This is a genomic window from Bosea sp. 124 (genome assembly GCF_003046175.1).
Taxonomy (GTDB): Bacteria; Pseudomonadota; Alphaproteobacteria; order Rhizobiales; family Beijerinckiaceae; genus Allobosea.
This window is the reverse complement of record NZ_PZZM01000001.1, coordinates 4,764,463-4,791,275: the sequence shown is the minus strand read 5'-3', so window position 1 is coordinate 4,791,275 and position 26,813 is coordinate 4,764,463. Positions and strand designations below refer to the sequence as shown.

24 protein-coding genes are annotated in these 26,813 nt (G+C 68.7%); 13 read left to right on the top strand and 11 right to left on the bottom strand.

What is annotated here, in order from left to right; translation table 11 throughout:
• Positions 1-3 precede the first annotated feature (3 nt).
• Both C8D03_RS22670 and C8D03_RS22665 read left to right on the top strand, forming a co-directional pair.
• Entirely contained in the window at positions 4-690 is a 687-nt protein-coding gene (locus tag C8D03_RS22670) for a helix-turn-helix domain-containing protein (protein WP_248308581.1), read from the top strand.
• 32 nt (positions 691-722) lie between these two features.
• Positions 723-2,645 carry a hybrid sensor histidine kinase/response regulator gene (locus C8D03_RS22665; RefSeq protein WP_108051917.1) on the top strand — a complete coding sequence of 641 codons (1,923 nt, stop codon included), beginning with the start codon at positions 723-725 and terminating at the stop codon, positions 2,643-2,645.
• Between the two features lie 19 nt (positions 2,646-2,664).
• Here the strand turns inward: C8D03_RS22665 and C8D03_RS22660 are convergent, their stop codons facing one another.
• Positions 2,665-3,243, bottom strand: coding sequence for a phosphoribosyltransferase family protein (locus C8D03_RS22660; protein ID WP_181301183.1), 579 nt, complete (start codon positions 3,241-3,243; stop codon positions 2,665-2,667).
• A 275-nt stretch (positions 3,244-3,518) separates the two neighbouring features.
• On the opposite strand from C8D03_RS22660, the gene exbB reads away from it, so the two are divergent.
• The 8 genes from exbB to C8D03_RS22620 all read left to right on the top strand — a co-directional run bounded on the left by exbB (position 3,519) and on the right by C8D03_RS22620 (position 11,865).
• Positions 3,519-4,673, top strand: coding sequence for a tonB-system energizer ExbB (gene exbB / locus C8D03_RS22655; protein ID WP_108049889.1), 1,155 nt, complete (start codon positions 3,519-3,521; stop codon positions 4,671-4,673).
• Positions 4,674-4,676: 3 nt separating this feature from the next.
• A complete protein-coding gene (gene exbD, locus C8D03_RS22650; protein ID WP_108049887.1) occupies positions 4,677-5,144 on the top strand; it encodes a TonB system transport protein ExbD in 468 nt (155 codons plus the stop codon).
• Positions 5,141-6,070 (top strand): energy transducer TonB family protein, encoded by a 930-nt coding sequence (locus tag C8D03_RS22645; protein ID WP_108049885.1) that lies wholly within the window; start codon positions 5,141-5,143, stop codon positions 6,068-6,070. Before exbD ends, C8D03_RS22645 begins: the two co-directional genes overlap by 4 nt.
• Positions 6,071-6,159: 89 nt before the next feature.
• Positions 6,160-6,402 carry a hypothetical protein gene (locus tag C8D03_RS22640; protein WP_108049883.1) on the top strand — a complete coding sequence of 81 codons (243 nt, stop codon included), beginning with the start codon at positions 6,160-6,162 and terminating at the stop codon, positions 6,400-6,402.
• A gap of 492 nt (positions 6,403-6,894) precedes the next feature.
• Positions 6,895-8,112: an ABC transporter substrate-binding protein gene (locus C8D03_RS22635; RefSeq protein WP_108049882.1), complete on the top strand. Its 1,218-nt coding sequence runs from the start codon at positions 6,895-6,897 to the stop codon at positions 8,110-8,112.
• 181 nt (positions 8,113-8,293) lie between these two features.
• Entirely contained in the window at positions 8,294-10,180 is a 1,887-nt protein-coding gene (locus C8D03_RS22630; protein ID WP_108051916.1) for an ABC transporter permease, read from the top strand.
• Positions 10,177-10,947 carry an ABC transporter ATP-binding protein gene (locus tag C8D03_RS22625; protein ID WP_108049880.1) on the top strand — a complete coding sequence of 257 codons (771 nt, stop codon included), beginning with the start codon at positions 10,177-10,179 and terminating at the stop codon, positions 10,945-10,947. The genes C8D03_RS22630 and C8D03_RS22625 overlap by 4 nt, the downstream gene beginning before the upstream one ends.
• A 207-nt stretch (positions 10,948-11,154) precedes the next feature.
• Positions 11,155-11,865 carry an ABC transporter ATP-binding protein gene (locus tag C8D03_RS22620; protein ID WP_210203954.1) on the top strand — a complete coding sequence of 237 codons (711 nt, stop codon included), beginning with the start codon at positions 11,155-11,157 and terminating at the stop codon, positions 11,863-11,865.
• 85 nt (positions 11,866-11,950) lie between these two features.
• On the opposite strand, the gene C8D03_RS22615 is transcribed toward C8D03_RS22620, so the two are convergent.
• The 5 genes from C8D03_RS22615 to C8D03_RS22595 form a co-directional block, all read right to left on the bottom strand.
• Positions 11,951-12,871, bottom strand: coding sequence for a UPF0280 family protein (locus tag C8D03_RS22615; RefSeq protein ID WP_108049878.1), 921 nt, complete (start codon positions 12,869-12,871; stop codon positions 11,951-11,953).
• Between the two features lie 142 nt (positions 12,872-13,013).
• Entirely contained in the window at positions 13,014-14,480 is a 1,467-nt protein-coding gene (locus C8D03_RS22610) for a 6-hydroxynicotinate reductase (protein ID WP_248308724.1), read from the bottom strand.
• Positions 14,481-14,542: 62 nt separating this feature from the next.
• Complete coding sequence (locus C8D03_RS22605) at positions 14,543-17,374, bottom strand: molybdopterin-dependent oxidoreductase (RefSeq protein ID WP_248308580.1); 2,832 nt, start codon at positions 17,372-17,374, stop codon at positions 14,543-14,545.
• Positions 17,371-18,255 carry an FAD binding domain-containing protein gene (locus C8D03_RS22600; protein ID WP_108049876.1) on the bottom strand — a complete coding sequence of 295 codons (885 nt, stop codon included), beginning with the start codon at positions 18,253-18,255 and terminating at the stop codon, positions 17,371-17,373. The genes C8D03_RS22605 and C8D03_RS22600 overlap by 4 nt, the downstream gene beginning before the upstream one ends.
• A 97-nt stretch (positions 18,256-18,352) precedes the next feature.
• Positions 18,353-18,868, bottom strand: a complete 516-nt coding sequence (locus C8D03_RS22595; protein ID WP_108049874.1) for a MarR family winged helix-turn-helix transcriptional regulator — start codon at positions 18,866-18,868, stop codon at positions 18,353-18,355.
• A 163-nt stretch (positions 18,869-19,031) separates the two neighbouring features.
• On the opposite strand from C8D03_RS22595, the gene C8D03_RS22590 reads away from it, so the two are divergent.
• From C8D03_RS22590 to C8D03_RS22580, 3 genes are read left to right on the top strand one after another with little or no spacing between them, the layout of a single operon-like run.
• Positions 19,032-20,222: an amidohydrolase family protein gene (locus C8D03_RS22590; RefSeq protein WP_108051912.1), complete on the top strand. Its 1,191-nt coding sequence runs from the start codon at positions 19,032-19,034 to the stop codon at positions 20,220-20,222.
• A gap of 13 nt (positions 20,223-20,235) precedes the next feature.
• Entirely contained in the window at positions 20,236-20,823 is a 588-nt protein-coding gene (locus tag C8D03_RS22585) for an amino acid synthesis family protein (RefSeq protein WP_181301179.1), read from the top strand.
• 32 nt (positions 20,824-20,855) lie between these two features.
• Positions 20,856-21,440: an amino acid synthesis family protein gene (locus tag C8D03_RS22580; protein ID WP_108049872.1), complete on the top strand. Its 585-nt coding sequence runs from the start codon at positions 20,856-20,858 to the stop codon at positions 21,438-21,440.
• Between the two features lie 116 nt (positions 21,441-21,556).
• Here the strand turns inward: C8D03_RS22580 and C8D03_RS22575 are convergent, their stop codons facing one another.
• The 5 genes from C8D03_RS22575 to sseA form a co-directional block, all read right to left on the bottom strand.
• Positions 21,557-22,978, bottom strand: a complete 1,422-nt coding sequence (locus C8D03_RS22575; protein WP_108049870.1) for a M20 family metallopeptidase — start codon at positions 22,976-22,978, stop codon at positions 21,557-21,559.
• Between the two features lie 116 nt (positions 22,979-23,094).
• Complete coding sequence (gene cueR, locus C8D03_RS22570; RefSeq protein ID WP_108049868.1) at positions 23,095-23,508, bottom strand: Cu(I)-responsive transcriptional regulator; 414 nt, start codon at positions 23,506-23,508, stop codon at positions 23,095-23,097.
• A gap of 47 nt (positions 23,509-23,555) precedes the next feature.
• On the bottom strand, positions 23,556-24,080 hold the full coding sequence (locus C8D03_RS22565) for a cupin domain-containing protein (protein ID WP_108049866.1): 525 nt from the start codon (positions 24,078-24,080) through the stop codon (positions 23,556-23,558).
• Between the two features lie 22 nt (positions 24,081-24,102).
• On the bottom strand, positions 24,103-25,686 hold the full coding sequence (locus C8D03_RS22560; protein WP_465246453.1) for an MFS transporter: 1,584 nt from the start codon (positions 25,684-25,686) through the stop codon (positions 24,103-24,105).
• Positions 25,687-25,891: 205 nt separating this feature from the next.
• Positions 25,892-26,764: a 3-mercaptopyruvate sulfurtransferase gene (gene sseA / locus C8D03_RS22555; protein ID WP_108049864.1), complete on the bottom strand. Its 873-nt coding sequence runs from the start codon at positions 26,762-26,764 to the stop codon at positions 25,892-25,894.
• Positions 26,765-26,813 lie beyond the last annotated feature (49 nt).

Sequence of the window (26,813 nt, the reverse complement as noted above, 5' to 3'; positions counted from 1 at the left end):
CAGGTGCCGAGCCTGCGCAGCCTGTTCGGCGGTCAGCCGGTCGAGACCTTCGACACTGGAACCGCCGTCTTCTGGGAAGGCGACGATGCGCGCCATGTCTTCGAGGTCGTCGAGGGCGTGCTGCGCGTCTTCCGGATCATGAGCGACGGCCGCCGCGTCATCACCGGCTTCATCTATCCGGGCGATCTGCTCGGCGTCTCCCTCAAGGACCATTATCTCTACACCGCCGAGGCGGTGACCCGGACGAAGCTCAGGCGCTACGAGCACGGCCGCTTTCAGAACGAGATCAACCGCTCGCCGGAACTGCGGCCTCAGCTTTTCGCCTGCCTCTGCGACGAGATGGCCGCCGCCCAGGACCAGATGGTCCTGCTCGCCCGCAAGAGCGCCGAGGAGCGCGTCGCCAGCTTCCTGCTGGTCATCGCGCGCCGGCTTGGCGCAGCACAGACGCAGCCCGTGATCGAGATTCCGATGACCCGCCTCGACATGGCCGACTATCTCGGCCTGACCATCGAGACCGTGTCGCGGACCATGACCAGGCTCAGCACCTGCGGCGTGATCGCACCGAGCAGCCGCCATGCCATCGTCATCCGCAAGCTCGGCAAGCTCGCCATGCTTGCGGGCGAAGCCGATGGCGACGATAACCGCCCCACCGGCATGGTGCCGGTTCAGCAGGCCGTCTGGCCCAACTGAGCGGTACAGTGAACGTCGAGGTAGCGCCGGCCATGCGGTCGACCGTCACAAGTGACTTCAGCCTCGACGAGATCACCCGGGTTCTCGATAGCGCCAACATCATCGTCCACGGCTTCGACGGCGTCATCAGGCGCTGGACCAGCGGCTGCGAGGCGCTCTACGGCTGGACCCGCGAGGAGGCGGTCGGGCGCGTCGTGCACGACCTGCTCGAGCCGGCTTTCCCGCAGCCGCTCCGCGACATCACCGCCCATCTGCGCGAGCATGACCTCTGGAAGGGGCAGATCGTTCACCGGCATCGGGACGGCCATGCCATCTTCGTCGCCAGCCGCTGGGTCGTCGCGCGCTCGGAGGATGCCTCCGGCTTCGTGATCGTCGAGACCAATATCGACGTCACCGATCTGCGGGCCGTACAGGCCGATCTCGTCGCCCGCGAGGCGCATCTGCGTTCGATCCTGGACACCGTGCCTGAAGCGATGGTGGTGATCGACGACGTCGGGACGATCTCCTCGTTCAGCGCCGCGGCCGAGCGGCTCTTCGGCTATGGGGCCGCCGAGGTGGTCGGCCAGAATGTCCGCATCCTGATGCCCCAGCCCGATCGCGACGCCCATGACGGCTACATCTCGCGCTATCTGATGACGGGAGAGCGCCGCATCATCGGCTATGGCCGCGTCGTCACCGGCCAGAAGAAGGATGGCAGCCCGTTTCCCATGGAGCTGGCGATCGGCGAGGCGCGGGCGGATGGCCATCGCATCTTCACCGGCTTCATCCGCGACCTCACCAGCCGCCACAAGATCGAGGAAGAGCTGCGGCAGGCTCACAAGATGGAGGCCGTGGGCCAGCTCACCGGCGGAATCGCGCATGATTTCAACAATCTCCTGACTGTCGTCAGCGGCAATCTCGAGATGATCGAGCGACGCCTCAGCGACCCGAAGCTGAAGGTGCTGCTCCGCGAGGCCCAGGGCGCGGCCGATGACGGTGCCAAGCTGACCGGGCAATTGCTCGCCTTCGGCCGGCGCCAGCCGCTGAACCCCAAGCTCGCCGATGTCGGGCAGCTCGTCTCCCATTTCTCCGACCTGCTGCGCCGGGCGTTGGGCGAGGCGATCGAGTTGCGCACCATCGTCTCTGGCTCGCCCGGGGTTGCGCTGGTCGATGCCTCGCAGTTGCAGAACGCCCTTCTGAACCTGGCGCTCAACGCCCGCGATGCCATGCCCCGCGGCGGCCGGCTGACGGTCGAGATTTCGCCGGCGAAGCTCGATGCCGATTATGCCAGCATGTACCCGGAGGTCCGGACCGGCAGCTATGTGCTGATCTCCGTGACCGATACCGGAGAAGGCATGTCCGCCGAAGTCCGGCAGCGCGCCTTCGAGCCCTTCTTCACCACCAAGGGAGTCGGCGCCGGTACCGGCCTCGGCCTCAGCATGGTCTATGGCTTCACCAAGCAGTCTGGCGGCCATGTTCAGCTCTACAGCGAGGTCGGGCAGGGTACGAGCGTGCGCCTGTTCCTGCCTGCCGCGAACCTCGCACCGTCGCAGGCCGCGGACGCGATTGCGGCTGCGCCCGCCACTGAGGACAGCCTGCCCGGCGGGTCCGAGACGATTCTCGTCGTCGAGGACGACGCCCGCGTGCGCCGGGTTGCCGTGGCCAGGCTCGAGGATACCGGCTACCGGGTGCTGGAGGCGGAGACGGGCGCGCAGGCCCTCCGGGTCCTGGACACGCATGCGGAAATCGCTCTCCTCTTCACCGACATCGTCATGCCGGGTGGAATGTCCGGCGATGAGCTGGCGCGCGAGGCAAGGCTCACGCGACCCGGGCTGAAGGTGATCTTCACCTCCGGCTTCGCCGAGCCGGCCGTCGCCGTTCGCGAACTCGCGGCGGCTGCGAACTGGCTGAAGAAGCCCTATACCGCGATGGAGCTGGCGGTGCGGATACGAGACCTTCTCGACGCGGCCGACTGAAGCCTCCAGGCGCGCGCCCTTACGCCGGTTCGTCCGGCTCCGCCTGTGGCAAGCTCCGCAAGGCATGGACGTGAACGCCCGCACCTTCCAGCAGGGCGCGGCCGCCCATCCCCTCAAGCTCGAAGACGAAAAGCGCCGCGTTGCAGCGGCCTCCGAGGCGGCGGACGAGTTCGACTGCCGCCAGCGCGGTCCCTCCCGACATCAGGCAATCGTCGAGGATCGTGACGGCACGCCCGGCAATCCGGTTCGCCCTGGAGATGGCGACGCCGTCGCCGAGTTCGTAGTTGGCCATGATGCTGCGGATCACCTCGACCCTCATCGACCCGACCTTGCGGATATCGAGGATGCCGATGGCGTTTCGCCTGGCGAGGGCGCCGGCGAAGCCGAGGCCCCCGATATCGATGCCGCCGATCACATCGGTCTCGTCCGGCAGCCCCTGCGCCAGCGCATCGACGACGCGCACCATCGTGGGTCCATCGGTCGCGAACGGGGACGTGTCCGGAAAATCCACGCCTGGCGCGGGGTGGTTCTTCCAGCGCCGATACCTCACCAGAAACGGCGTCCCGCCGGTCGGTGCGAGGACGGTGACGCAATCCATGATTCCGGTATCCCTGCATATGTGTTCCGACAGGCATCTCATGCATGGCCGACATGGCCGTGACAAACGCGCGCGGTGCAGCCGGGTCCTGATCCCTTGGGAAAACGCCATCGACGGTGCGGTCCGAGGCATCGTCCCGCCGGTCGCCTGGGCGCACCGCGCCCGTCTTTCGGAGCGCCGGCATCTTGACATGCAGGACCGCTTGGAAGAGGCGTAACGCAAGCGCAGCATATCGGCTGCGAGGCGTTTTTTGTAATGATTCCAAGGAGGAAGCCATGGTGGCCCTCAAGCTCCGGCACGTCGCGGTAGCCACGCTCCGGCCGCGCCCGCAGACCGCGCCGGAGCGCGCTCCGCGGAGCCTCCCGGCCAAACGCGCGCTCATCTGCGCGCTCGTCGCTCTGCTCGCCATCGGCACCGGATCGCTCGCGCTTGCGCAGGCCCAGCAGATCCAGCCTCCGGCATCGAACCAGGCCCCGGTATCGAGCCCGGCTCCGGCGGCAACTCCGGGGTTGGCGCCAGCCGGCCCGGCCACCGCGCTACCGCCTGTCCCGTCGCAATTCGGCATCGCACCGCCGACAGCCGCCCACCCCGCGGCTGCTCCGGCGCTCGCACCGGCCCAGCCGCCGGTCGCGGTGCAGCCTGCCACCTTGCCGGCGCTGCCGCACGACCTCTCGCCCTGGGGCATGTTCATGGCGGCCGACATCGTCGTGAAGGCGGTGATGGTCGGCCTGGCCTTCGCGTCGGTGGTGACCTGGACGATCTGGCTTGCCAAGGCGCTCGAACTCGCGGCGGCGAAGGCGCGGGCCGGGCGCGCCCTGCGCCTACTTCAGTCCGCGGCGAATCTGGTCGAGGCCTCCGGCGCCATCGCCGGCAAGGGCGGGCGCCTGCGCGGCGACGTCGGCGTCCTGCTCGGGGCCGCCCTGGACGAGACGAAGCGCTCCTCGGATCTCGGCGAGGACGGCATCAAGGAGCGCGTCTCGATCGCGCTGGCACGTATCGAGGCAAGGGCGGGGCGCTCGATGGCGCGCGGCACCGGCCTTCTCGCCACGATCGGTTCGACCGCCCCCTTCGTCGGCCTGTTCGGCACGGTCTGGGGCATCATGAACTCGTTCATCGGTATCAGCCAGGCCAAGACCACCAATCTCGCCGTCGTCGCACCGGGCATCGCGGAAGCGCTGCTGGCGACCGCGATAGGCCTCGTCGCGGCGATCCCGGCGGTCATCATCTACAATGTCTTCGCCCGGGCGATTACGGGGTACCGGGCGACGCTCTCCGATGCCTCGGGCGAGATCCTGCAGCATCTCTCGCGTGATCTCGAACGCCAGCGCCGCCATCCGGCCGCCGCGCCCGCACCGATCCGCTCGACCCTTCAGGCGGTGCAACCGACGCTCCAGGCGGCTGCGGCGTTGCCGCGCGTGTCTGCGGAGTAAGCCATGGCCGTCTCCCTCAAGGATTCGCAGGACGGCGACCTCGGCGAGGTCAGCGACATCAATGTCACGCCGTTCATCGATGTCATCCTGGTGCTGCTGATCATTTTCATGGTCGCTGCCCCGCTCTCCACCGTCGACGTCGCCGTCGACCTGCCGGTCTCGAACGCGCAACCTCAGCCGCGCCCGGACACGCCGGTCTTCCTGAGCGTGAAGGGCGATCTCTCGCTGGCGCTCGGCAATGATGCGGTCCCCCGCGAGGCGCTCGGGCCCACTCTCGACGCCAGGACCGGCAATGACCGCGAGCAGCGCGTCTTCCTGCGCGCCGACGGTGCCGTGGCCTATCGCGAGCTGATGGAGGTCATGAACCTGCTGAGGCAGGCGGGCTATCTCAAGATCGCCCTCGTCGGCCTCGAGGATACGGGGCAGGGCGCCGCGCAGGCTGCCCCCGCAGGCGGAGCGCCCCGGCCATGAGGACGCTCGCGAACACGGCCGGGCGCACCAATGGCCTCGGCGCCAGGCTCTGGCCAGCGGTCTTGCGTTGGGCGGTGGCGATTCTCGTCGTCGCGGGCGGACATGGTGCTGCCGGCTGGATGATCGTGACCTGGCAGCGCGCCGAGGCCGCAATGGGCACGCCTCCGGCCGCGGTGATGATCGAACTCGCGCCGCTGGCCGTCGCACCCGAGGCACCGCAGCAGGAGATCGCGCCCGGCCCCGAGATGGTCGAGGCCCAGCCTGAACCCCAGCCGGCCCCCATCATCGAGAAGCCGCCGGAGCCCGAGCCGCCGCTGCCCGAGCCGGAGCCCGTCGTGGAACCACCGCCGGTCGAGCCGCCGCCGGTCGTCGAACCGCAGCCCGTCGCGCAGCCGGAGCCGGAGATCAGGATTCCGGAACTGCCGACCCTGCCTGACGCGGCCGCAGTGCTGGCTCCGCCACCGCCTCCGCCCAAGCCGCGCCCCAAGGTTGTCGAGCGCAAGCCGCCGCCGAAGCCGCGCGTCGTCGAGCGGCGCAAGCCGATCAATCAGGACAAGCCGCCGGCCGAGCGGACGACCGCGCCGACCGCCCAGGCACAGGCCGCACCGACCGCCGCCGCCCCGGCCCAGGGTGCGTCATCGGCTCCGTCGGTCTCGCCCGCGAGCTGGCGTGGCACGCTGCTCGCCCATCTCAACCGCTACAAGCGTTTCCCGGGAGGCGCGAACCCCGGCACGGTGCAGGTCTCCTTCAGCATCGACCGCTCGGGCCGCGTGCTCTCGGCCCGCCTTATCAGCGGCTCCGGCGATTCAGCGCTCGACGAAGAGGCCGTCGCCATGGTCCGCCGCGCCAGCCCGGTTCCGGCGCCGCCGGCAGGGCTGGGGGGCGGCACCATCGCGCTGGCCGTGCCGGTCAAGTTCTCGCGCTGAGACATCTCGCGCTGAGGCATGCGGCCGCTGTCACGGCAGGTCGCGAGCCGCTATGCTGAGCAAAGATGCCCGGATCGGGAGAGCGGGTCATGACACGGATAATTCCGGCCACTCTGGCTCTGGCGCTGATCTGCGGCGGATGCGTTTCGACCAGCGATGCCGAGCGCCGCGCGGCCGACGAGACGCGCTGCCGCTCCTACGGCTTCCGCCCCGCCACGGACGCGCTGGCGCGTTGCCTGCTCGAGATCGACCTCGACCGTGCGGCCGAGCGCCGCTTCCGGATGGACACCGCCTTCGGCGGCACGCCCTGGTTCTACGGCCGCCGCTGGTGAGCACCGTGCGGGTGCCGTCCCACGCCGCTCCCGCCGCCTCCCTGACGAAAACCGGCCCAGAAAGAAAAAAGGGCCGCGCGTGAGCGCAGCCCAAGTCTAGGGAGGAAACGCCCAAGGAGGGCGACGCAACATCGCTGCTGCGGTGCGTGATACATAGGTGCGGGAGGCCCTGCCCACAAGCGCAAAAGGGCAGCATCATTGTCCTATTTTTTGAGCATCGGCGGACGGCCCGCGACACGCTGCCGCGCTGGGTCGCGTCACGGCCCTTCTCGCTGCCCGAAGACGCGGATTGAGGCCGTGCCGGTGCCTCCAACCCACGCAGTTCCTGCTTTTTTTTAGGCGTTGACAGGCAGTTTGGGCCTATTCAAATTCATAGGCATACAAACGAATTTGCCAGCTGACGCAAAGTTGGCGGCATGCGACATCTGTCTAAGAGCCAATTTGTCGAAGAACCCGGGCATCACGCCACCGGGCCAGACATGGGGAACAGCGATGACGATCGACCGTCGGAGTTTTCTGGCCGGCGCCTCCGCCGGAGCCACCATCCTCGCAGCCCCGTCCCTGGTGCATGCGCAAGGCGCCGGACCCATCAAGGTCGGCGAGATCAACAGCTACACGGCGCAGCCGGCCTTCCTGAAGCCCTATCGCCAGGGCTGGGAACTGGCGCTGGAACAGATCAATGCGGGCGGCGGCGTGCTCGGCCGCAAGATCGAGACGATCTTCCGCGACGATGCCGGCAAGCCCGAGGATGCCGTGCGTCATGCCGGCGACCTGATCAACGCGGAGAAGGTCGACCTGCTCTCGGGCGGCTTCCTCTCCAATGTCGGCCTCGCCATCGCCGACTTCGCCAACCAGAACAAGAAGCTCTATGTCGCTTCCGAGCCGCTCTCGGACGCGGTCGTATGGGCCAAGGGCAACCGCTACACCTTCCGCCTGAGGCCCTCGACCTACATGCAGGCCGCGATGCTGGTCGAGGAGGCCGCCAAGCTTCCCGCCAAGAAATGGGCGATCGTGGCACCGAACTACGAATACGGCCAGTCTGCCGTGAAGTGGTTCAAGGACCTGCTCAAGAAGGCCAAGCCCGATGTCGAATTCGTCGCCGAGCAGTTCCCTGCGCTCGGCCGCATCGATGCCGGCGCGACCGTGCAGGCGCTGGAAGCCTCGAAGCCCGACGCCATCTTCAACGTCACCTTCGGCGGCGACCTGACGAACTTCGTCCGGCAGGGCAATACGCGCGGGCTCTTCGAGGGCAGGACCGTGGTCTCGATGCTCACCGGCGAGCCGGAATATCTCGATCCGCTCGGCGCCGAGGCCCCGGTCGGCTGGATCGTCACCGGCTATCCCCATGCCGACCTGAAGACCCCCGAGCACACCAAGTTCTACGAGGCCTACAAGGCCAAGTTCGGAGACTATCCCCGCCTCGGCTCGATCGTCGGCTACGATACGATGAACTCGATCGCCGCCGCTCTCGCCAAGGCCGGATCGACCGATACGGAGAAGCTGGTCGATGCACTGAAGGGCCTGAAGTTCCCCTCCGCCTTCGGCACGGCCGAGTATCGCGCAATCGACCACCAGTCGACGCTCGGCGCCTTCGTCGGCAAGACCGCGCTCAAGGACGGCAAGGGCGTCATGGTCGACTGGAGCTATCGCGACGGCGCGAAGTACCTGCCGAGCGACGCCGAGGTGAAGACGCTCCGCCCGGCGGGGTGAGACGCTGTCATTCCGGGGCAGCGCACAGCGATGAACCCGGAACCCACGACTTGCCGCTCCGGCAGTGTCCCAGCGTTGTTCGAGACGGTTTCGCCTGATCGTGGGTTCCGGGTTCGGCCTGCCGGCCGCCCCGGAATGACGAGATGGCGCGCCCGACGCTGACGAGGCTTATGACCGCATGATCGACCTCATCCTCACCCAGACGCTGAACGGCCTGGCCTCGGCCTCCTCGCTGTTCCTCGTCGCGTCGGGGCTGTCGATCATCTTCGGCGTCACGCGCATCGTGAACTTCGCGCATGGCTCGCTCTACATGCTGGGCGCCTATCTGGCCTGGACGCTGGTCGGGCGCTTCGGGCCGGCGGAGGCGCTCGGCTTCTGGGGCGGCGTGCTGCTCGCGGCTGTCCTGACCGGGCTCATCGGCGTGGTCATCGAAGTGCTGATCCTGCGCCGGATCTATCAGGCTCCGGAGCTGTTTCAGTTGCTCGCCACCTTCGGCGTCGTGCTGATGCTGCAGGACGTCGCGCTCGGTGTCTGGGGGGCGGAGGACAAGCTCGGGCCGCGCGCGCCCGGCTTCAAGAGCTTCGTCGTCATCTTCGGCAACCGTTTTCCGACCTACGAGCTGTTCCTGATCGGGGTCGGGCCGCTCGTCCTGCTGGTTCTCTGGCTGCTTTTCCAGAAGACGCGCTGGGGCACGCTGGTGCGGGCTGCGACGCAGGATCGCGAAATGGTCGGCGCGCTCGGGGTCAACCAGCGCCTGCTCTTCACCTCCGTCTTCGCCTTCGGCTCGATGCTGGCGGGCTTGGGTGGCGCGCTGCAACTACCGCGCGAGGCCGTGACCCTGCACATGGACCTGTCCATGATCTCCGAGGCGTTCGTGGTCGTGGTCGTCGGCGGGCTCGGCAGCGTCACGGGCGCCTATCTCGCGGCTGTGCTGATCGGAATCCTGCACGCCTTCGGCATCCTGATTTTTCCCAAGATCACGCTCGTCCTCGTCTTCCTGGTCATGGCGGTGGTGCTCGTGGTCAAGCCCTATGGCCTGATGGGCAAGGCGCCCGTCGGCCATGCGCGCGCCCATGGCCCGGCCGAGCCGTTGCTGCTGCCCGCCGATGGGCCGACGAAGCTTGCCGGGCTGATCGCGCTCGTGATCCTCGCGCTGGCCCCGCTGGTGACGCCCGACCACATCCTGCTGACCCTGACCGAGCTCGTCATCTTCGCGCTCTTCGCCGCCTCCCTGCATTTCATGATGGGGCCGGGCGGCATGGCCTCCTTCGGCCACGCCGCCTATTTCGGGCTCGGGGCCTATGGCGCTGCGCTCGCGGTGAAATGGCTGGGCGCGCCAATGGAGCCGGCGCTGCTGCTCGCGCCCTTCCTGGCGGGCATCGCCGGCGTCGTCTTCGGGTGGTTCTGCGTGAGGCTGTCGGGCGTCTATCTCGCCATGCTGACGCTGGCCTTCGCGCAGATCGCTTGGGCGACCGCCTTCCAGTCGGTCGACCTGACCGGCGGCGACAATGGCATGCTCGGCGTCTGGCCCTCGGCCTGGGCGGCCTCCAAGACGGTCTACTACTACCTCACCCTCGTCATCTGCGCGGCCGCGATCCTGGCGCTGCGGCTGACGATCTTTTCACCCTTCGGCTACGGCCTGCGCGCCGCGCGCGACAATGCGCTGCGGGCAGAGGCGATCGGGCTCGATGTCGTCCGCATCCAGTGGGCCGCCTTCGCTGTCGCGGCTTTCTGCGCCGGCATCGCGGGCGGGCTCTTCGCCTTCTTCAAGGGCTCCGTCTTTCCGACCTACATGGCGATCCCGCGCTCGGTCGATGCGCTGCTGATGGTGCTGCTCGGCGGCGTCCAGACCGTCACGGGGCCGATCGTCGGCGCCTTCGCCTATGCCGGCCTCTCCGAGCAGTTGATGAAGGCGACGATGTACTGGCGCTTCGTGCTCGGCCTCTCGATCGTGCTCCTCGTCGTGCTCTTCCCGCGCGGATTGGTGGGAGCGGTTCTGGCGCTCCGCGAACGCTGGCGCAAGGAGGCGCCGCCCTCTGCGCTGGCACTGGCGGAGGCTGGCCGATGAGCGCGGTCGAGCCGGTCCTCCTCGTCCGCGACCTCGCCAAATCCTTCGGCGGCGTGCGCGCCGTCGATGGCGTGTCCTTCTCGGTCCTGCCCGGCACGATGTTGGCGTTGATCGGGCCCAATGGCGCCGGCAAGACGACGTGCTTCAACATGCTCAACGGCCAGCTCCGCCCCGATGGCGGGCAGGTGCTGCTGGCAGGCCGCCCGATCACCGGCCTGAAGCCGCGTGTCGTCTGGCGCATGGGCGTCGGCCGCACCTTCCAGATCACTGCGACTTTCACCTCGATGACCGTGCGCGAGAACGTCCAGATGGCGCTGATCTCGCATGCCGGCGAAATCTGGAGCCCCTTCGGACGCGCCCGCGACCGCCACCGCGACGCGGCCGAGGCACTGCTCGCGCAGGTCGGCATGGCCGGGCAGGCCGAGCGCGCCTGCGGCGTGCTCGCTTATGGCGACCTCAAGCGCGTCGAACTTGCGGTCGCGCTCGCCAACCAGCCGCGGCTCCTGCTCATGGACGAGCCCACCGCCGGCATGGCCCCGCGCGAGCGCATCGACCTGATGGCGCTGACCGCCGGGATCGCCGCCGCGAAAGGCATCGCCGTGCTCTTCACCGAGCATGACATGGATGTCGTCTTCACCCACTCCGACAGCGTCATCGTGCTCGACCGCGGCCGCCTGATCGCGCATGGCACGGCCGAGGAGGTGCGCCGGGACCCCAATGTCCGCGCCGTCTATCTCGGCTCCGGCGCGACCTCGGGAGGGCATTGAGGTGCGCGTGATATCGAACTCCGACGCGGCTTGCGCAGGCGCTTCCCTCTCCCCGCTTGCGGTGGGGAGGGCCAGGGTGGGGGGCAGCGCCGCTGGGCACGTCCGCGGCCGGCACGTTCGCCCCGCTTTCCGGCCCCCCATCCCTAACCCTTCCCCACCGCAAGCGGGGGGACGGGGACGCGTCGCGCTCTTCCGTGAGTACACGGCATGACCACCATGCTCGAGATTTCCGCGCTCGACGCTTATTACGGCCGCGCCCATATCCTGCAGGGCGTCACCTTCGCGATGAATCGCGGCGAGGTGCTGGCGCTGATGGGCCGCAACGGCGCCGGCAAATCGACGACGATGAAGGCCGTCATGGGCCTCGTGCCACCCGCCGGAGGCTCCGTCAGCTTCGAGGGGCGCCGGGTCGATGGCCGCGAGCCCTTCGAGATCGCGCGGATGGGCATCGGCTATGTGCCCGAGGACCGGCGCGTCTTCTCCGAGCTCAGCGTCATGGAGAACCTCTCGGTGGCGCAGCGCCCGGCCCGCAGTGACGCGCCGCACTGGACGCCGGAGCGGCTGTTTGCACTCTTTTCCAATCTCGGCCGGATGCGCGACAGGCCGGGCGGCGCCATGTCGGGCGGCGAGCAGCAGATGCTGACCATCGCGCGCACGCTGATGGGCAATCCAAAGCTCGTGCTGCTCGACGAGCCTTCGGAGGGGCTGGCGCCGGTCATCGTCGAGGAGATGGCGAAGACCATCCTGGCGCTGAAGAGCGAGGGGCTGACCGTGTTGATCTCGGAGCAGAACCTGCATTTTGCCGGCAATGTCGCCGATCGCGCGGCGATCATCGAGAAGGGCATCATCCGCTTCACCGGCACGATGGACGAGCTCAAGGCCAACGAGGCGGTCAGGACGCAGTACCTGTCGGTTTGACGAGACGATCCCGGCTAGCCCTCGCCGTCATCCCGGACAAGCCGCGCTGCGGCGCCGATCCGGGGTCCATCGGAGGAAGCGCGCTTTACGATGGATCCCGGCTCTGCGCTTTGCTTGCCCGGGATGACGGCGAGGCGGTGGGGGGGCTTAAGCCCAACGAAACCCCGCCGACGCTGCGCCACTCATCCGCGAGAGCCAGCAGCGCTCCCTCGATCAGGCCCTCGCGCAGCAGTGCCTCGGCTGTTCGCTCCCCGGCGGCCAGCGCTTTGGCGATCGCGTCCGGGGGCAGGGGCCCGACATCCACCGTGACCGGCAGATCGCCGAGATCGCTGTCGGGGTCGAGTTCGCGCGCCGGCCTGCGAAGGATCGCCGATTCCTGCACATCAGTCGCATTTGCAATAATCGTCGCGGCAGCATCGGCCTCGGCCGCACTGCGCGCCAGCACCGTTACCGCGTCTGCGACGCCGCGCGAAAAGGAGCGGCCACGCCAGCCGCTGGTCGCGATGCCGCGAAAATGCTGCGCAGCATATTGCGCAGCATGAAGCCTGATGAAGCCCTCCGGCCGCGCCCGCGCAAGCGACGGGACAACGCCGATATCAAGCGGATGCCCCGGCGTGACCAGCACCGCGATGTCCCCGCCATTGTTGACATAGGCGCGCTCGAGCTGCGGTGCCGCTGCCGTCATCGCGCTCAGGATGGTGTCTGCGACAGCCCCCGCGACGGCCGCCATCGGCGTGATGTACTGCGTGCGGAAGGCCCAGCAGGCACGCGCCATGCGCTGCGCCGTCGCGCCTTTCAGGGCTGGAGGCTGAGCCGTCAGCGGCTGGCGCAGTGTCCGCATTTCGCCCGCGAGTTCGGTGAGTAGCCCGTCGAAAGCGTCCTCGGCGGCGGCATAGGCGCGCTCGATGACCGCAAGCTCGCCGAACGCCGCGATGACGAGATCGCTCGGCCCCTCCTGCAGATGCAGGCGGTTGCCGGACAAACGGGCGACGCGGTGGGACTTCACAGGTTTTGGCTCCCCACAGCCCTCATCCTGAGGAGCGCCACGGACGCGTCTCGAAGGATGCTCCAGCGGATACCGGAGCCTCCTGAAGCATCCTTCGAGACGCCGCGTTGCGGCTCCTCAGGATGAGGGCCGGAGCCAGTCACTAATCCACATTCTGCCGCAGAGGCCAGGGGTTCTCGGCCGCTCCGCCCTCGATCCGGGCCTGTCCGCCATGGGCGCGAAGGATCTCCTCGACGGGTACGATCTCCTCGGCATGGCCGCCGGAAGCCAGATAGAGCTGGCGCGACAGGGTGAACTCGATCGGCGCGACGATCGCCGGCGTCGGGACATAGCCGAAGGCGTTCTTCGGCATGCGCAGCACGTCGACCATCACCGTGATGCCGCCGCCAGGCCAGACGAAGACCGGCGCGCCGCCCATCGTCACCCGCGTCGAGCCGGATTGCACCGAGCGCGTCAGCAGGATCGGGTTCTCGGTGACACCGGCGCGCAGGGACCCGCCCGCACCCGCCACGAACATCACGCTGCACAGCGAGGGCTCACAGTTCTCGCCGATGCGCTCGACCACCTGCCGCACCGGGGCGGGCATCTCGGCCTCGACCGGAACGAGGTTCTCGTCGAGCACGCAATAGAGCGAGTCCTCGCCGGTCGTCGATGTCATCAGGAGCCGCATGCCCGGCCAGGCCAGGGCCGGATCGATCTTCTGGATGATCGAGAGCGGCTCGGTGATGTCGGTGCCGCCCCAGCCGAGGCCCGGGGCCGCGACCTGGAAATAGCGCCCGGGTGTCGATTTACGGCCGCGCACCCGGATGCCGGCGGGGCGCATGTCGAGCACCCGACCGGCCTGATGCTCGGTCAGGACGCCGGTGATATGGTCGTCGACGACGATGACCTCGTCGACATGGCCCTGCCACTGCTTCGCGAAGATGCCGATCGTGGCCGAGCCGCAGCCGACCCGCATCCGCGTCTCGGGCCGGCCATCGACGACCGGCGCCTGCCCGGCCTGAACGACGACGCCGTGGCCGCCGTCGATGGTCAGTTCCACCGCCTCGCCATTGCCGAGCTTCAGCATCGTCTCGCAGGTGGCGTTGCCCTCCTTCTTCGACCCGCCGGTGAGATGGTGCACGCCGCCGATGGAAAGCATCTGCGAGCCGTACTCGGCCGTGGTGACATGGCCGACCTGCTCGCCATTCGCCCGCACGGCCGCAGTCTCCGGGCCGAGATGCCGATCGGTGTCGATCTTCACCTTGACGCCGCAATAGGAGAAGATCCCCTCCGTCACGACGGTGACCGTATCGACGCCCTCATGCTGCGAGGACACGATGAAGGGCGCCGGCTTGTAGTCCGGATAGGTCGTGCCCGAGCCGATGCCGGTGACGAAGACGCGGCTCGTGGGCAGGATCGACCCGTCCCAGTCCTCGGCGGGCTCGGCGAACGGCACGACATGCTGCCCTTCGGCGACGGCCTCCGCCAGCAGCACCACCGGGTCGGTGCGCACCAGAAGGCCGTTCTCGTTGGCATAGCGCGAGCACGCGCCGGAGCGTCCGGGCCTGATCCGGCAGAGCACCGGGCAGGCGTCGCAACGCAGGATGCCGTCCTCGCCCTCGGCCACGCCGAATTTGCGCGAGCGCTCGGCCAGAACTGAATCCTGCGTCGGGATGGGATTGAGCTCGTTCACGGACGGCCCTCCTTCTGGCGCAGCAACTCCCAGAGCCGGTGCGGCAGCACCGGGACCTGGCGCGGCGTGACCCCGGTCGCATGCCGGATCGCGCCGAGGATGGCGGGTGCGGTCGGCACCAGTGCCGGTTCGCCGATACCCTTGGCGCCGGAGGGGCCCAGCGGTTCGGGATCCTCGACCAGGATGATGTCGATCGGCGGCACGTCGCCCGCCGTCGGGATCAGGTAATCGTGCAAATTCTCGGTCCGGCCCGGCAGGTATTCCTCAAGCAAGGCCAGCCCGATGCCCTGGGCGATACCGCCATGGATCTGGCCCTCGACCAGCATCGGATTGATGGCGCGGCCGACATCATGGGCCGCGACGATGCGGTTGAGCTTGATCGTGCCGAGGTCGAGATCGACGTCGAGCGAGGCAATCTGCGCCGCGAAGCCGTAGGTCGCATAGGGCACGCCCTGGCCGTTCTCGTCGAGCGGCACGGTCGGCGGGTCGAAGCTGCCGATGCCTTCGAGCACCGTCCCGTTCGCCTTGGCGGGGAGGGCGGCGAGATCGATCAGCGCGACGACGCCATTCTCCTCGACCCGCACGGTCGTGCCGTCGAGTGAGAGGCGGGCGGCGGGTCCGGCATTGGTGAGGCGCAGGATCTCGGCGCGCAACGCAGCCGCCGCCTTCTCCGAGGCCTTGCCGGAGACGAAGGTCTGGCGCGAGGCCGAGGTCTTGCCGGCATCAAACGTGCGGAAGGTGTCGCCGACGACCAGATCGAAGCGCTCGACCGGCAGCCCGAGCGCATCCGCCGCGATCTGGGTCAGCACGGTGGTCGAACCCTGGCCGATGTCGACGGCGCCGTTCCAGAACGTCAGCCGGCCATCCTGCGACAGCGTCACCCGCATGGTCGAGGGGTTGGACATGCCGGTATTGCCGATGCCGTACCACATGCAGCCGACACCGACGCCGCGCCGTGTCCGGCCCTCGCTTGCATTGAAGGCAGCGGCATCCGCCAGCAACCTCTCCCAATGCGGCCTGAGCTCCTCCAGGCATTCGGCGAGCCCGGCGCTGGCTTCGAGAACCTGCCCGCAGGGCGTCGTATCGCCGGCACGGATGGCGTTTATCAGGCGGAACTCCAGGCGATCGATCCCGGCCGCGGCGGCGAGATCGTCGAACAGGGTCTCCTGCGCGATCGCGGCCTGCGGCACGCCAAAGCCGCGGAAGGCGCCCGAGGGCGGGCCGTTGGTGTAGACCGCGCGCGAGCGGTTGCGGACATGGGGCACCTTGTAGGGCCCGGTCGCATGCACCGGCACGCGGCCGGCGACGGTCGGCCCCCAGGAAGAATAGGCGCCGGTATCGAAATCGCCATCCATCGCATAGGCGACGAGGCGCCCGGCAGCGTCGCACGCCGCCTTCGCCTCGATCGAGGAGGGGTGGCGTTTGGTCGAGGAGATCATCGACTCGATCCGCCCGAAGACGCAGCGCACCGGCCGGTCGAGCACCCAGGCCGCGACCGCCAGCATCGGCTGCAGCGAAACGTCGAGCTTGCCGCCGAACCCGCCGCCGCAAGCGGAAGGCAGGATGCGGACGCTCTCCAGCGGCAGGCCGATCACGCGGGCGACCTCGTCGCGGTCCATATAGGGCGCCTGCGTGCAGGCGAAGACCTCGATCGTCTCGCCCACGCGCTTCGCATAGCCGGCCTCCGGCTCGATATAGGCATGCTCGACGAAGCCTGTCTCGAAGGCGCCGCTGGCGACATGCGCCGCTGCGGCGAAGCCCGCCTCGACATCGCCGCGCTCGACGCGCCCGCGCGTCAGCACGTTGTCGGGTACGAAGTCGTGCAGCGTGAAGGCAGTCTCGGCCAGCGCCGCCTTGCTGCCGATCATCGGAGGCAGGGGCTCCCAGGAAATCGGGAACTCGTCCATGCGCACGGCCTCGACCGCTGCCTTTTCGCCGACGATGGCGAGCACGCATTCGCCGCGATAGCGCGTCTCTCCGGTCGAGAAGACCGGCTGGTCCTTGAGATGCGGGTAGATGCCGAAGGAGTTTTCGCCAGGCACGTCCTTCGCCGTGAAGATGCGGACCAGCCCCGGCCGGGCCGCGACGAAGGCATCGAGATCGCCCAGCGTGAAGCGCGCGCGCGGATGCGGGCTCCGCAGTGCCCGCAGCCAGAGCGCATCCTCGGGAGCGGCATCGCTGCCGTAGATCTCGGTCCCTGCAACCTTAGGCTCGCCATCGAGGCGGGCGATGCGGGTGCCGATGGAAGCGCATGCCCTTCCCGCCGGTGGCGGCGAGCCCGAGATGGGGGAGAGGTTGTGTCGTGGCTCCGATGCCTCGCCATCGACGAACCGATGCGCGTCGCGCACCGCCTCGACGATCTTGAGATAGCCGGTGCAGCGGCAGAGAACGCCGCCAAGCGCATCCAGCGTCTCGCCTTCGTCCGGCCGCGGATTGCGCTTCAACAGGTCGTAGCCGGCCATCAGCATGCCCGGCGTGCAGATGCCGCACTGCGCCGCGCCATGGGCATGGAAGGCGCGCTGAAGCGCCGCGCCCAGCGCATTCTCCGCCAAACCCTCGACGGTCACCACCGCACAACCCGCGACCTGCCCGACCGGCACGAGGCAGGCGCAGGCCTGCGCCTCATCGATCAGCACGGTGCAGGCGCCGCAATCGCCGGCATCGCAGCCGACCTTGGTTCCGGTGGCGCCAAGGCCTGTTCGTAGCGCCTCGCTCAGCCGGGCATCGGAAGCCTCCTGCAGCACGACCTCGCGGCCGTTGAGCCGGAAGGCGACGGCGTTCTCTTGCGGCGCGACGGCGGGCAGGGCGGAGCGGTCATGAACGTTCACGCGGCGACCTCCAGCGGCGACGAGAGCAGCCCCGCCAGCGTCCGGCGCACCAGAACGAGCGCGGCATCGCGGCGATAGGCGGCGCTGGCGCGAACATCGTCGATGGGCGAGAGCGCAGCGAGATCGGCGGCGCCGACCGTCTCCGCCAGAGCCGGCGCGGCGTTCTGCCCGATCAGCCGAGCCGCCAGGGTGGCAAGACGTTGCGGCGCAGCCGAACAGGCTCCGACCACGACCCTGGCCGAGGCGATGCGCCCCGTCGCGTCGGTCGCGATTACGGCCGCGACCGACGCGATCGAAATGACCAGATAGGCGCGCGCGCCGAGCTTGAGGAAGCTTGAGCGCGCCTGCGCCGGTTGCGGTGGCAGATGCAGCGCGACCAGGATCTCGTCGGCCGCCAGCGCGGTGCTGCGATTGCCGAGCACGAAGGCGGCGAGGGGGAGGCGCCGGCGGCCGCGCAGGCTCGCCAGTTCCACCTCGGCATCGAGCGCCAGCAAGGGCGGCACACCGTCGGCGGCAGGGGAGGCGTTGCAGAGATTGCCACCGACCGTGCCGCGATTCTGGATCTGGACGCCGCCGACCTGCCGGCTTGCCTGTTTGAGCACGTCGAAGACGGGCGGCAATGCGGCGCTGGCGACGGCGCTCCACGTCGCAGTCGCGCCGATGCGCGTGCCCCCGGCGTCATGCTCGATGCCGCCGAGCTCCGCGATGGCGCTGAGATCGAGAATGTCGCGGCTATAAGGTTCGAACCAGGCGGTGCGATGCGTGCGCACCGGATAGAGATCGGTGCCACCGGCCAGCATCGTCAGCGGCGCGGCGCCGACCGTCCCCGCCCGCAGCGCGAGCGCCTCGTCCAGCGTCTGGGGTCGAAGGTAGCGCGTCATGGCCAGCTCCCATCCGGTGTGACGGCTCGAAAACCTCGCTGATTATTGTTAGTATACAAACAAGGTGGCGCAAGCGGATTTTGCAGGCAGCCCGTGCTCAATCCAGACGCGCGAGCAGGCCGAGCAGCCGCTCCGCCTCTTCCCGCGACAGGGGCGAGAGGGTCGCCGCCGTGATCGCGCGCGCCTTCTCGATCAGACCCGGGATCGCCTCCAGCCCCCGGGGCGTCAGGCGGACGCGCACGCGGCGCTGGTCGTCGGGGTCGGGCCGGCGCTCGACCAGCCCGCGCTCCTCCAGCCGGGCGATGACGCCCTTGATCGTGGCCGGGTCCATCGCGGTCATGCGGCCGAGCTGGTTTTGCGAAATTTCTGCGCCTTCGCTCAATTTCGACATCGCCGCGAACTGCGTCGGGGTCGGGCCGTCATCGCCCATGATGCGCTGGAAGATGGCGATATGGCGCTGCTGGGCCCGGCGCATCAGGAAGCCGACCTGCTCGTCGAGGACATAGCCCGGCGCGGCGGCGGCGGGCGCAAGGGCCGCCTTGCGCTGGCGCGGCACGGCATCGCTCGCCGGCTCGCTCGCGGCGTCGGTCGAGCTGGTCTCGCTGCTCGTCATCGTCTTGCCACCGCCTCCTCGGCCACCGGTACGCAGGACGGGGCAGAGGCCGGACTCTGCCTCTTGCCAGCCGCCACGGCGCTGTCCATGATTGTTATTACACATGCAATCGCCGCTTGTCCCATCGCGCGGGACCGGCAGCTGCTTCGATACGGAGAACCAGATGGCTCACGACGTCGCTGTGGGAGCTGCCAAGGGCAAGCTGGTGGTCCGCAATATCGGGCTGCTGCTCTCGGGCGATCTGGCGAGGCCGATCCTCGACGCCGATGCGATCGTCGCCATCGATGGCCGCATCACCGCCATCGGCCGGGCCGCCGATCTCGATCTCTCCGGCGCCGACACGACGATCGACGCAAAGGGCTCGCCCCTGTCGCCCGGCCTGATTGACTCCCATTGCCACCCGGTCTTCGGCGACTGGACGCCGCGCCAAAACCAGCTCGGCTGGATCGAGATGGGCGTGAATGGCGGCGTCACCACGCTGGTCTCCGCCGGCGAGGTGCATCTGCCGGGCCGGCCCAAGGACGCGATCGGCGTCAAGGCCCTGGCCGTGACGGCGCAGCGCTGCTTCCAGAATTTCCGCCCGGCCGGCGCCAAGGTCCTGGCCGGCGCGCCGGTGGCCGAACTTGATTTCGGCCGCGAGGTCTTCGAGGAGCTGAAGGCGCTCGGCATCCGCCATATCGGCGAGATCGGGCTCGGTACCGTCGCCAAGGGCGCCGATGCGAAGCGCGTCACCGGCTGGTGCCGCGAGATCGGCCTGGAGACGATCATGCACACGGGCGGTCCCTCGATCGCGGGCTCGCATTTCGTCAACAAGGATGATGTGCTGGAAGCCCAGCCCGACGTCGTCAGCCACATCAACGGCGGACCGACCTCGATCGCCCATGCCGATATCCGCATCCTCTGCCAGCAGGCCAAGGGCGCGCTCGAAGTCGTGCACAACGGCAATGAACGCTCGGCGCTGGTGGCGCTGGAGGCTGCGCTGGAGGCGGGCCGCCTCGCTGACGTGGTGATCGGCACCGATGCGCCCGCCGGCTCCGGCGTCCAGCCCAATGGCGTGCTGCGGATGATCACGCTGCTGGCAAGCCTCGGCGGCCTGCCGGCCGAGCAGGCCTTCTGCCTCGCCACCGGCAATGTCGCGCGCCGGCGCTCGCTCGATGCCGGCCTGATCGCGGAGGGCTATCCGGCCGACTTCGTCTTTCTCGACAAGCCGCAGCATTCCTCCGGCAAGGACCTGCTGGAGGCGGTCTCGCTCGGCGACATCCCTGGCATCGGGATGGTCGTGATCGACGGGCTGGTCAGGACGGGGCGCTCGCGCTCGACGCCGCCGTCCCATACCGCGCCCGTTCTGCTGTGACAGGAGGCAAGCCATGACCGAGCTGATCGAAATCCGCCGCGTCCAGACGTCTGTGGAGGAAATCTTCCACGAGTTCGGCCCCTTGCCCGGCCGCACCGAGCGCATCGCATCGGTCTGCGCCGTGCTGACCAACCCCTATGCCGGCCGCTACGAGCCCGACATCATGCCGATGATGGAGGCGCTCAAGCCGGCGGGGCTGGAGATGGCGACGCGCTGCCTGAACGCACTGGGCGGCGATCCCGCGACGGTCGAGGGCTATGGCAAGGGCGCTGTCATCGGCTCGGCCGGCGAGCTGGAGCATGGTGCGCTCTGGCATGTGCCGGGCGGCTATGCGATGCGCGAGATCCTCGGCAACGCCAAGGCGATCGTGCCCTCGACCAAGAAGGTGGCGAGCCCCGGCGCCCGCATCGACATCCCCGTCACCCATATCAACGCCTGCTATGTGCGCAGCCATTTCGGAGCCGTCGAGATCGGCGTGCCGGGCTCGCCCCAGGCCGACGAGATGGTCCTCATCCTGGTGATGACCACGGGCGCGCGCATCCATGAGCGCGTCGGCGGCCTGCGCGCCGACCAGATCAGCGTCTGGGACGGCCAGCGCTGATACGCCTGCAGACTGCGAAACGAGGACGACCGATGCCCGCGAATATCCGCAAGATCCTGACGCAAGTCGATGAAACCCTGGTCGAGGCCGGCAGGGCGGTGGCGCCGCCGACGCGCCGCGCCGTGGCGGTGGCCGTGATCGCCAACCCCTTTGCCGGGCGCTATCAGGAAGACCTGTCGGAGCTGACCGAGATCGGCGTCGAACTCGGCGACCTCCTGACCAGGCGCTGCCTAGCGGCGCTCGGCATCGAGCCCCATCAGGCCGAGAGCTTCGGCAAGGCGGCGATCGTCGGAGAGGGCGGCGAACTCGAACATGCCGCCGCGATCCTGCACCCGAAGCTGGGGACGCCGGTTCGCGCCGCGCTCGGCAAGGGCCCGGCGCTGATCCCCTCGGCCAAGAAGCGCGGCGGGCTCGGCACCCCGATCGACGTGCCGCTCGGCCACAAGGACGCAGCCTTCGTGCGCTCGCATTTCGATGCCGTCGAGGTCCGGGTCACCGACGCGCCGCGCGCCGGCGAAATCCTGGTCGCGATCGCCGTCACCGATTCAGGCCGCCCCCTGCCGCGCATCGGCGGGCTGACGAAGGACCAGATCAAGGGCGAGGACGGGCTGCGGTAGGCTCCACCGTCATGCTCGCCCTTGTGGCGAGCATCCACGACTTGAACACCGACCTCGACCAGCGCAGGCGTGGATGGTCGGGACAAGCCCGACCATGACGAGCCCCGGGCTGTGGATCACCCCCCAAGCGACATCGTCAGCGGCGGCTTGACCTCGGGTGGCAGCGGCGAGGTGTAGCCCTCCGCGCCGAGTTTTTTCTTGTGGTCGGCCTTGGCCGCCGCCATCAGGGCGGGATCGAGCAGGACGGCCGCCCCCGTCGCCACCATCGCCTTGGCGACATGGATCATCGCCTTGTGCGCCGCCGGCTGCTTGCCTTGGGACACCACCTGCCAGGTGTGGAAGGGCGTGCCGATGGCGACCGTCGGCGCGTGCGCCTGCACGGTCGGGACGGCCCAGCTCACATCGCCGATATCGGTCGAGCCGATCGCCGGGTTGCGCTTGGCATCGAGCGGCACGAGGAAATCGGCCAGCGGCGCGCCGGTGTCCTCCATCCCGATCGTGCGCCAGATCGAGGCGATCTCCTGTGGCTGCAGCGTCTTGCGAATCTCCTGCGCAAAGGCGCGGTCGGCATCGTCGAAATGCGGCGGCCCGAGCTCTTCCATGACGGTGTGCATGGCTTGCTCCAGCGGCGTGTTGCCGAGCAGGTCCGAGACCGCGCTGACGATGCGCATCTCCATCTTGGTTTCAGTCATCAAGGCTGCGCCTTCGGCGATCTTCTTCACGCGCTGGACGAGCTCGAGCATGCCGCGCAGGTCGCGCGCCCGGATCGAGTAGCGCACGCGGGCATGGGCCTGCACGACGTTCGGCGCGATGCCGCCGGTGTCGAGCACTGCGTAATGCACGCGCGCATCGCTGGGCATGTGCTCGCGCATGTAGTTGACGCCGACATTCATCAGCTCGACGGCATCGAGCGCGCTGCGGCCGAGATGCGGCGCGGCCGCGGCATGCGCCGTGCGGCCGGTGAAGACGAAATCGGCGCGGGTGTTGGCGAGGGCCAGCGGCGGGGCCACCTCCCAGAAGCTCGACGGATGCCAGGAGATCGCGGCATCGACATCGTCGAAGGCGCCGGCGCGGACCATGAAGGCCTTCGCCGCGCCGCCTTCCTCGGCCGGGCAGCCATAATAGCGGACGCGGCCGGGCAGCTTGTTCTCCGCGAGCCAGTCCTTCATCGCGACCGCGGCCAGCAGCGCGGCCGAGCCGAGCAGGTTGTGGCCGCAGCCATGGCCATGACCGCCATCCTCGACCGGCTTGTGGCTGGCGACGCCGGCCTCCTGCGACAGGCCGGGCAGGGCGTCGTATTCGCCCATGAACGCGATCACCGGGCCACCTTCACCAGCCTCGCCGATCACGGCGGTCGGGATATCGGCGATATTCTTGCTGATGCGGAAGCCCTGATGCTCCAGCTCGGCGACGTGCTCGGCGCAGGAGCGGGCTTCGGTATAGCAGACCTCGGGCATGCCCCAGACCCGGTCGCTGAGCGCGATCAGCCGCTCCTTGTTCGCATCGACGTGGCGCCAGAGATCGTTTCGGTTGTCCATGATGGTCCTGCCTTGGTCAGGCCGGCATATGACCAACGAGGGCCGCTCCCGTCCAGCCGTCATACGCATGGCCGGGGCGATGTGCAGGCGCTCCCATGCGCCGATTGCCATCACGTTCAGCAGCTGGGCTGGGCCTGAATCGGCGCCGCTGCGAGGTCGGCCAGGATCGGGCAATCGGGTCGCGCATTGCCCTGGCAGTGCTCTGCCAGATGCCGCAGCGTATCGGCCATCGCCTGCAGCTCGGCCGCCTTCGCCTCGAGGTCGCGGACATGGGTCATGGCGAGCTGCTTCACATCGGCGCTGGCGCGGCTCTTGTCGCGCCAGAGCGCCAGCAGCGCCCGCGTCTCCTCCAGCGAAAAGCCGAGATTGCGCGAGCGCCTGACGAAACGCAGCGTATGGACGTCGTCGGCCTCGTAAAGGCGGTACTGCGCCTGCGTCCGCCGGGCCGCGTCGATCAGGCCGATGCTCTCATAGTACCGGATCATCTTGGCACTGACACCGGAGCGTTTCGCCGCCTCGCCGATGTTCATGGCGTCACCCTTCATCGCTGTCGTGAGCGCGTTCGACCGGCGCTGGCTCAGCCCGGCGGCTGCTTGTGGATCGGGTCGACCCAATAGACCGATTCCGGCGCCTCGACCGGGTCGACATCGGTGATGTTGACGACCACCGCCTCGTTGTCCGAGCGCACCAGCACGCATTCGAGCGGGTTGTCGGGGTCGGCGTTGATCTCCTGATGCGGCACGAAGGGCGGCACATAGATGAAATCGCCGGGGCCGGCCTCGGCGACGAATTCGAGCCGCTCGCCCCAGCGCATCCGCGCCTTGCCGCGTACGACATAGATCACGCTCTCCAACTCGCCGTGATGGTGCACGCCGGTCTTGGCGTTGGGCTGGATCGAGACCGTGCCCGCCCAGATCTTCTGCGCGCCGACGCGGGCATGGTTGATCGCGGCCTGCCGGAACATGCCCGGCGTCTGCGCCGTGTTGGAATCGAGCTTGTCGCCAGTGATGACGCGCACGCCGTCATGTTTCCAGCGCGGCGCGTCGCCATGAGCGTGGTCGTGCGGGTGGTCGTGCGGGTGGTCGTGATTGTGGTCGGCCATCATGTGCTCCTGTTCGGACAGGTTAGTGCAGGACGGCACCCTCCGAAACTGCCTTCGTCGGCGTAGCCCCCGACGCTGTCGGTGGCGCTCCCCGCAGCAGGATCAGCGCCGCCAGCGCCGTCACGATCAGGCCCAGCATGGCGACCAGGGCGGAAAGCTGCATGCCCTGCACGAAAGCGTCGCGCGCCAGCGCCAGCAGGGGGCCGGAAACCTCGGTCGGCAGATGCGCGGCTTCCGCGACCGCGCCGCCCAGCGTCGCCGCAGCGACACGCGCGGCCTCCACCGGGGTGCCGGCCGGCACCGCATGCGCCATCTCGCTGCGATAGACCGCCGTGACGATACTGCCGAGAATGGCGATGCCGAGCGCCCCGCCGAATTCGATGCTGGTCTCGGAGATTGCCGCAGCCGAACCGGCGCGCTCCGGCGGGGCGCTGCCGACGATCAGTTCCGTCGTGAGCGCGACGACCGGCGTGAAGCCGAGCGAAAAGATGACCGAGGCCGCGACCACGACGGCGAGGCTGCCGCCGACCTCCACCCGCGTCAGCACGGCAAAGCCTGCTGCCGCGAAAGCGAGGCCGCCGGCCATCACCAGTGCCGGCGGAAAGCGATGCGCGACGACGGGCACGATGACCGACCCCAGGATGAAAGCCAGCGCCGAGGGCACGCCCCAGATGCCAGCCTGCAGCGGAGAGAGCCCGAGCACGAGCTGCAGATACTGCGCGATGAACAGGAAGCTGCCGAACAGGAACAGGAAACCCAGCACATTGATCGCAAGCGAGGCGCTGAACACGGCGTTGCGGAACAGGCGCAGATCGAGCATCGGGTCGGCGAGATGGCGCTGCCGGCGCATGAACACCGTGCCGAGCCCGATCCCGGCCAGGATCGCGACGGCTGCGCGCCAGCCCGCGCCATGCTCGGCCATGTGCTTGATGCCGTAGATCGTCGCGAGCACGGCCGTGAGCGAGAGCGCCGCGCTGACGAGATCGATGCGCCCGGCGTCGGGGTCCTTGAACTCCGGCAGGAGCAAGGGGCCCAGCACGAGTAGCAGCAGCATCACCGGCACGCCGACGAGGAAGACCGAGCCCCACCAGTAATGCTCGAGCAGCACGCCGCCGACGAGCGGGCCGATGGCGCCGCCGGCCGAGAAGCTCGAGATCCAGACGCCGATGGCGAAGGTCCGCTCCTGCGGGTCGAGGAACATGTTGCGGATCAGCGAGAGCGTCGAGGGGGCGAGCGTGGCGCCCGCGATGCCGAGCAGGGCCCGCGTCGCGATCAGCATCTCGGCGCTGGTCGAGAAGGCGGCCAGTATCGAGGCGAGGCCGAAGGCGGCCGCACCGATCAGCAGGAGCTTGCGGCGGCCGATCCTGTCGCCGAGCGTGCCCATGGTGATAAGCGAGCCGGCAACCATGAAGCCGTAGATATCGACGATCCAGAGCAGTTGTGCGGCGCTCGGCTTCAGATCGGCGCTGAGCTGCGGCACCGCGAGGTTCAGGACCGTAAGGTCCATCGAATAGAGCAGGCAGGGCAGGGCGATCACGGCGAGGCCGAGCCATTCGCGCCGCGTGGCCCTGAGCGTCTCTTCGGCAGGCATCATCATTCCAACCATGGTTTGGGTCGCGCCGGCCGTCGGCTGGCTTGTGCCGTTGCGGGCACGCTCGCTCTGGGGCGCTCCCGTGTCAGGGACCGACAGCAGCGACCGCTGGCGGCTCCGTGAGGCCAGCGGCATAATACTTAACTCATAAGTTTAATATAGATCGGCGGCGTCGCTACGGTCAACGCCGCCCCGGCAGCCTTCTCGCCGCGTGGCGCGATCAGCCCTTCTTCGCTGGCCCCGTCGCGAGCGGCCGGTCGCTCGCGCCCCATTCCGACCATGAGCCGTCATAGAGCGCGCGCACCGGCTTACCGATCGTTTCCAGCGCGGTCGCGAGGATCGCGGCGGTCACGCCTGAGCCGCAGCTCGTGATCACGGGCTTGTCGAGATCAACGCCGGCCTCTGCGAAGGCGGCGGCGATGTCCTCCGGTGATTTCAGCCTGCCGTCCTGCGTGATGGCGGGGACGGGGACATTGAGCGCGCCCGGCATATGGCCCGAGCGGACGCCGGCGCGCGGCTCCGGTGCCTCACCACGGAAGCGATCGGCCGGACGCGCATCGACGACCTGGATGGCATCGCCCGTGAGCGCGTTTGCAACCGCATCGGCATCGGCGACGGCCGAATGGTCGAGACGCACGGTGAAGCTGCGGGCGGCGCGGCTGCACGGCGGACCGTGCTCGATCGGGCGGTTTTCCGCCTGCCATTTCGGGAAGCCGCCTTCGAGAATGACGACGTCCTTCGCCCCGAAAGTCTTGAAGGTCCAGCGCACACGCGGGGCCGAAAACAGCCCGAGCCCGTCATAGACGACGATCCGCATCCCGTCGCCGATGCCCATGGCGCCGACACTGGCGGCAAAGGCCTCGGGTCGCGGCAGCATATGCGGCAGGTCGGAGGTCGTGTCCTTCACGCTGTCGATGTCGAAGCGCAGTGCGCCTGGAATCCGACGCTCGGCATACTCCGCATGCGGATCGCGGCCATGGGCAGGCAGGTACCAGGAGCCGTCGACCACGACGATGTCAGGGGCGTTCAGGTGCTCGCTGAGCCACTCGGTCGAGACGAAAACATCTTCGCGGGCCGGGTTCTGGCTTGCCATGTCGGACGGTTCCTCGTGGGCTTCTTTGTGGATGTGCCGAGCCGGTTTC

Coding starts and splice junctions, on each gene's coding strand:
- C8D03_RS22665 (WP_108051917.1), top strand. CDS start 723: ATGCGGTCGACCGTCACAAGTGACTTCAGCCTCGACGAGATCACCCGG.
- C8D03_RS22660 (WP_181301183.1), bottom strand. CDS start 3,243: ATGGATTGCGTCACCGTCCTCGCACCGACCGGCGGGACGCCGTTTCTG.
- exbB (WP_108049889.1), top strand. CDS start 3,519: ATGGTGGCCCTCAAGCTCCGGCACGTCGCGGTAGCCACGCTCCGGCCG.
- exbD (WP_108049887.1), top strand. CDS start 4,677: ATGGCCGTCTCCCTCAAGGATTCGCAGGACGGCGACCTCGGCGAGGTC.
- C8D03_RS22645 (WP_108049885.1), top strand. CDS start 5,141: ATGAGGACGCTCGCGAACACGGCCGGGCGCACCAATGGCCTCGGCGCC.
- C8D03_RS22640 (WP_108049883.1), top strand. CDS start 6,160: ATGACACGGATAATTCCGGCCACTCTGGCTCTGGCGCTGATCTGCGGC.
- C8D03_RS22635 (WP_108049882.1), top strand. CDS start 6,895: ATGACGATCGACCGTCGGAGTTTTCTGGCCGGCGCCTCCGCCGGAGCC.
- C8D03_RS22625 (WP_108049880.1), top strand. CDS start 10,177: ATGAGCGCGGTCGAGCCGGTCCTCCTCGTCCGCGACCTCGCCAAATCC.
- C8D03_RS22620 (WP_210203954.1), top strand. CDS start 11,155: ATGACCACCATGCTCGAGATTTCCGCGCTCGACGCTTATTACGGCCGC.
- C8D03_RS22600 (WP_108049876.1), bottom strand. CDS start 18,255: ATGACGCGCTACCTTCGACCCCAGACGCTGGACGAGGCGCTCGCGCTG.
- C8D03_RS22595 (WP_108049874.1), bottom strand. CDS start 18,868: ATGACGAGCAGCGAGACCAGCTCGACCGACGCCGCGAGCGAGCCGGCG.
- C8D03_RS22590 (WP_108051912.1), top strand. CDS start 19,032: ATGGCTCACGACGTCGCTGTGGGAGCTGCCAAGGGCAAGCTGGTGGTC.
- C8D03_RS22585 (WP_181301179.1), top strand. CDS start 20,236: ATGACCGAGCTGATCGAAATCCGCCGCGTCCAGACGTCTGTGGAGGAA.
- C8D03_RS22580 (WP_108049872.1), top strand. CDS start 20,856: ATGCCCGCGAATATCCGCAAGATCCTGACGCAAGTCGATGAAACCCTG.
- C8D03_RS22575 (WP_108049870.1), bottom strand. CDS start 22,978: ATGGACAACCGAAACGATCTCTGGCGCCACGTCGATGCGAACAAGGAG.
- cueR (WP_108049868.1), bottom strand. CDS start 23,508: ATGAACATCGGCGAGGCGGCGAAACGCTCCGGTGTCAGTGCCAAGATG.
- C8D03_RS22565 (WP_108049866.1), bottom strand. CDS start 24,080: ATGGCCGACCACAATCACGACCACCCGCACGACCACCCGCACGACCAC.
- C8D03_RS22560 (WP_465246453.1), bottom strand. CDS start 25,686: ATGGTTGGAATGATGATGCCTGCCGAAGAGACGCTCAGGGCCACGCGG.
- sseA (WP_108049864.1), bottom strand. CDS start 26,764: ATGGCAAGCCAGAACCCGGCCCGCGAAGATGTTTTCGTCTCGACCGAG.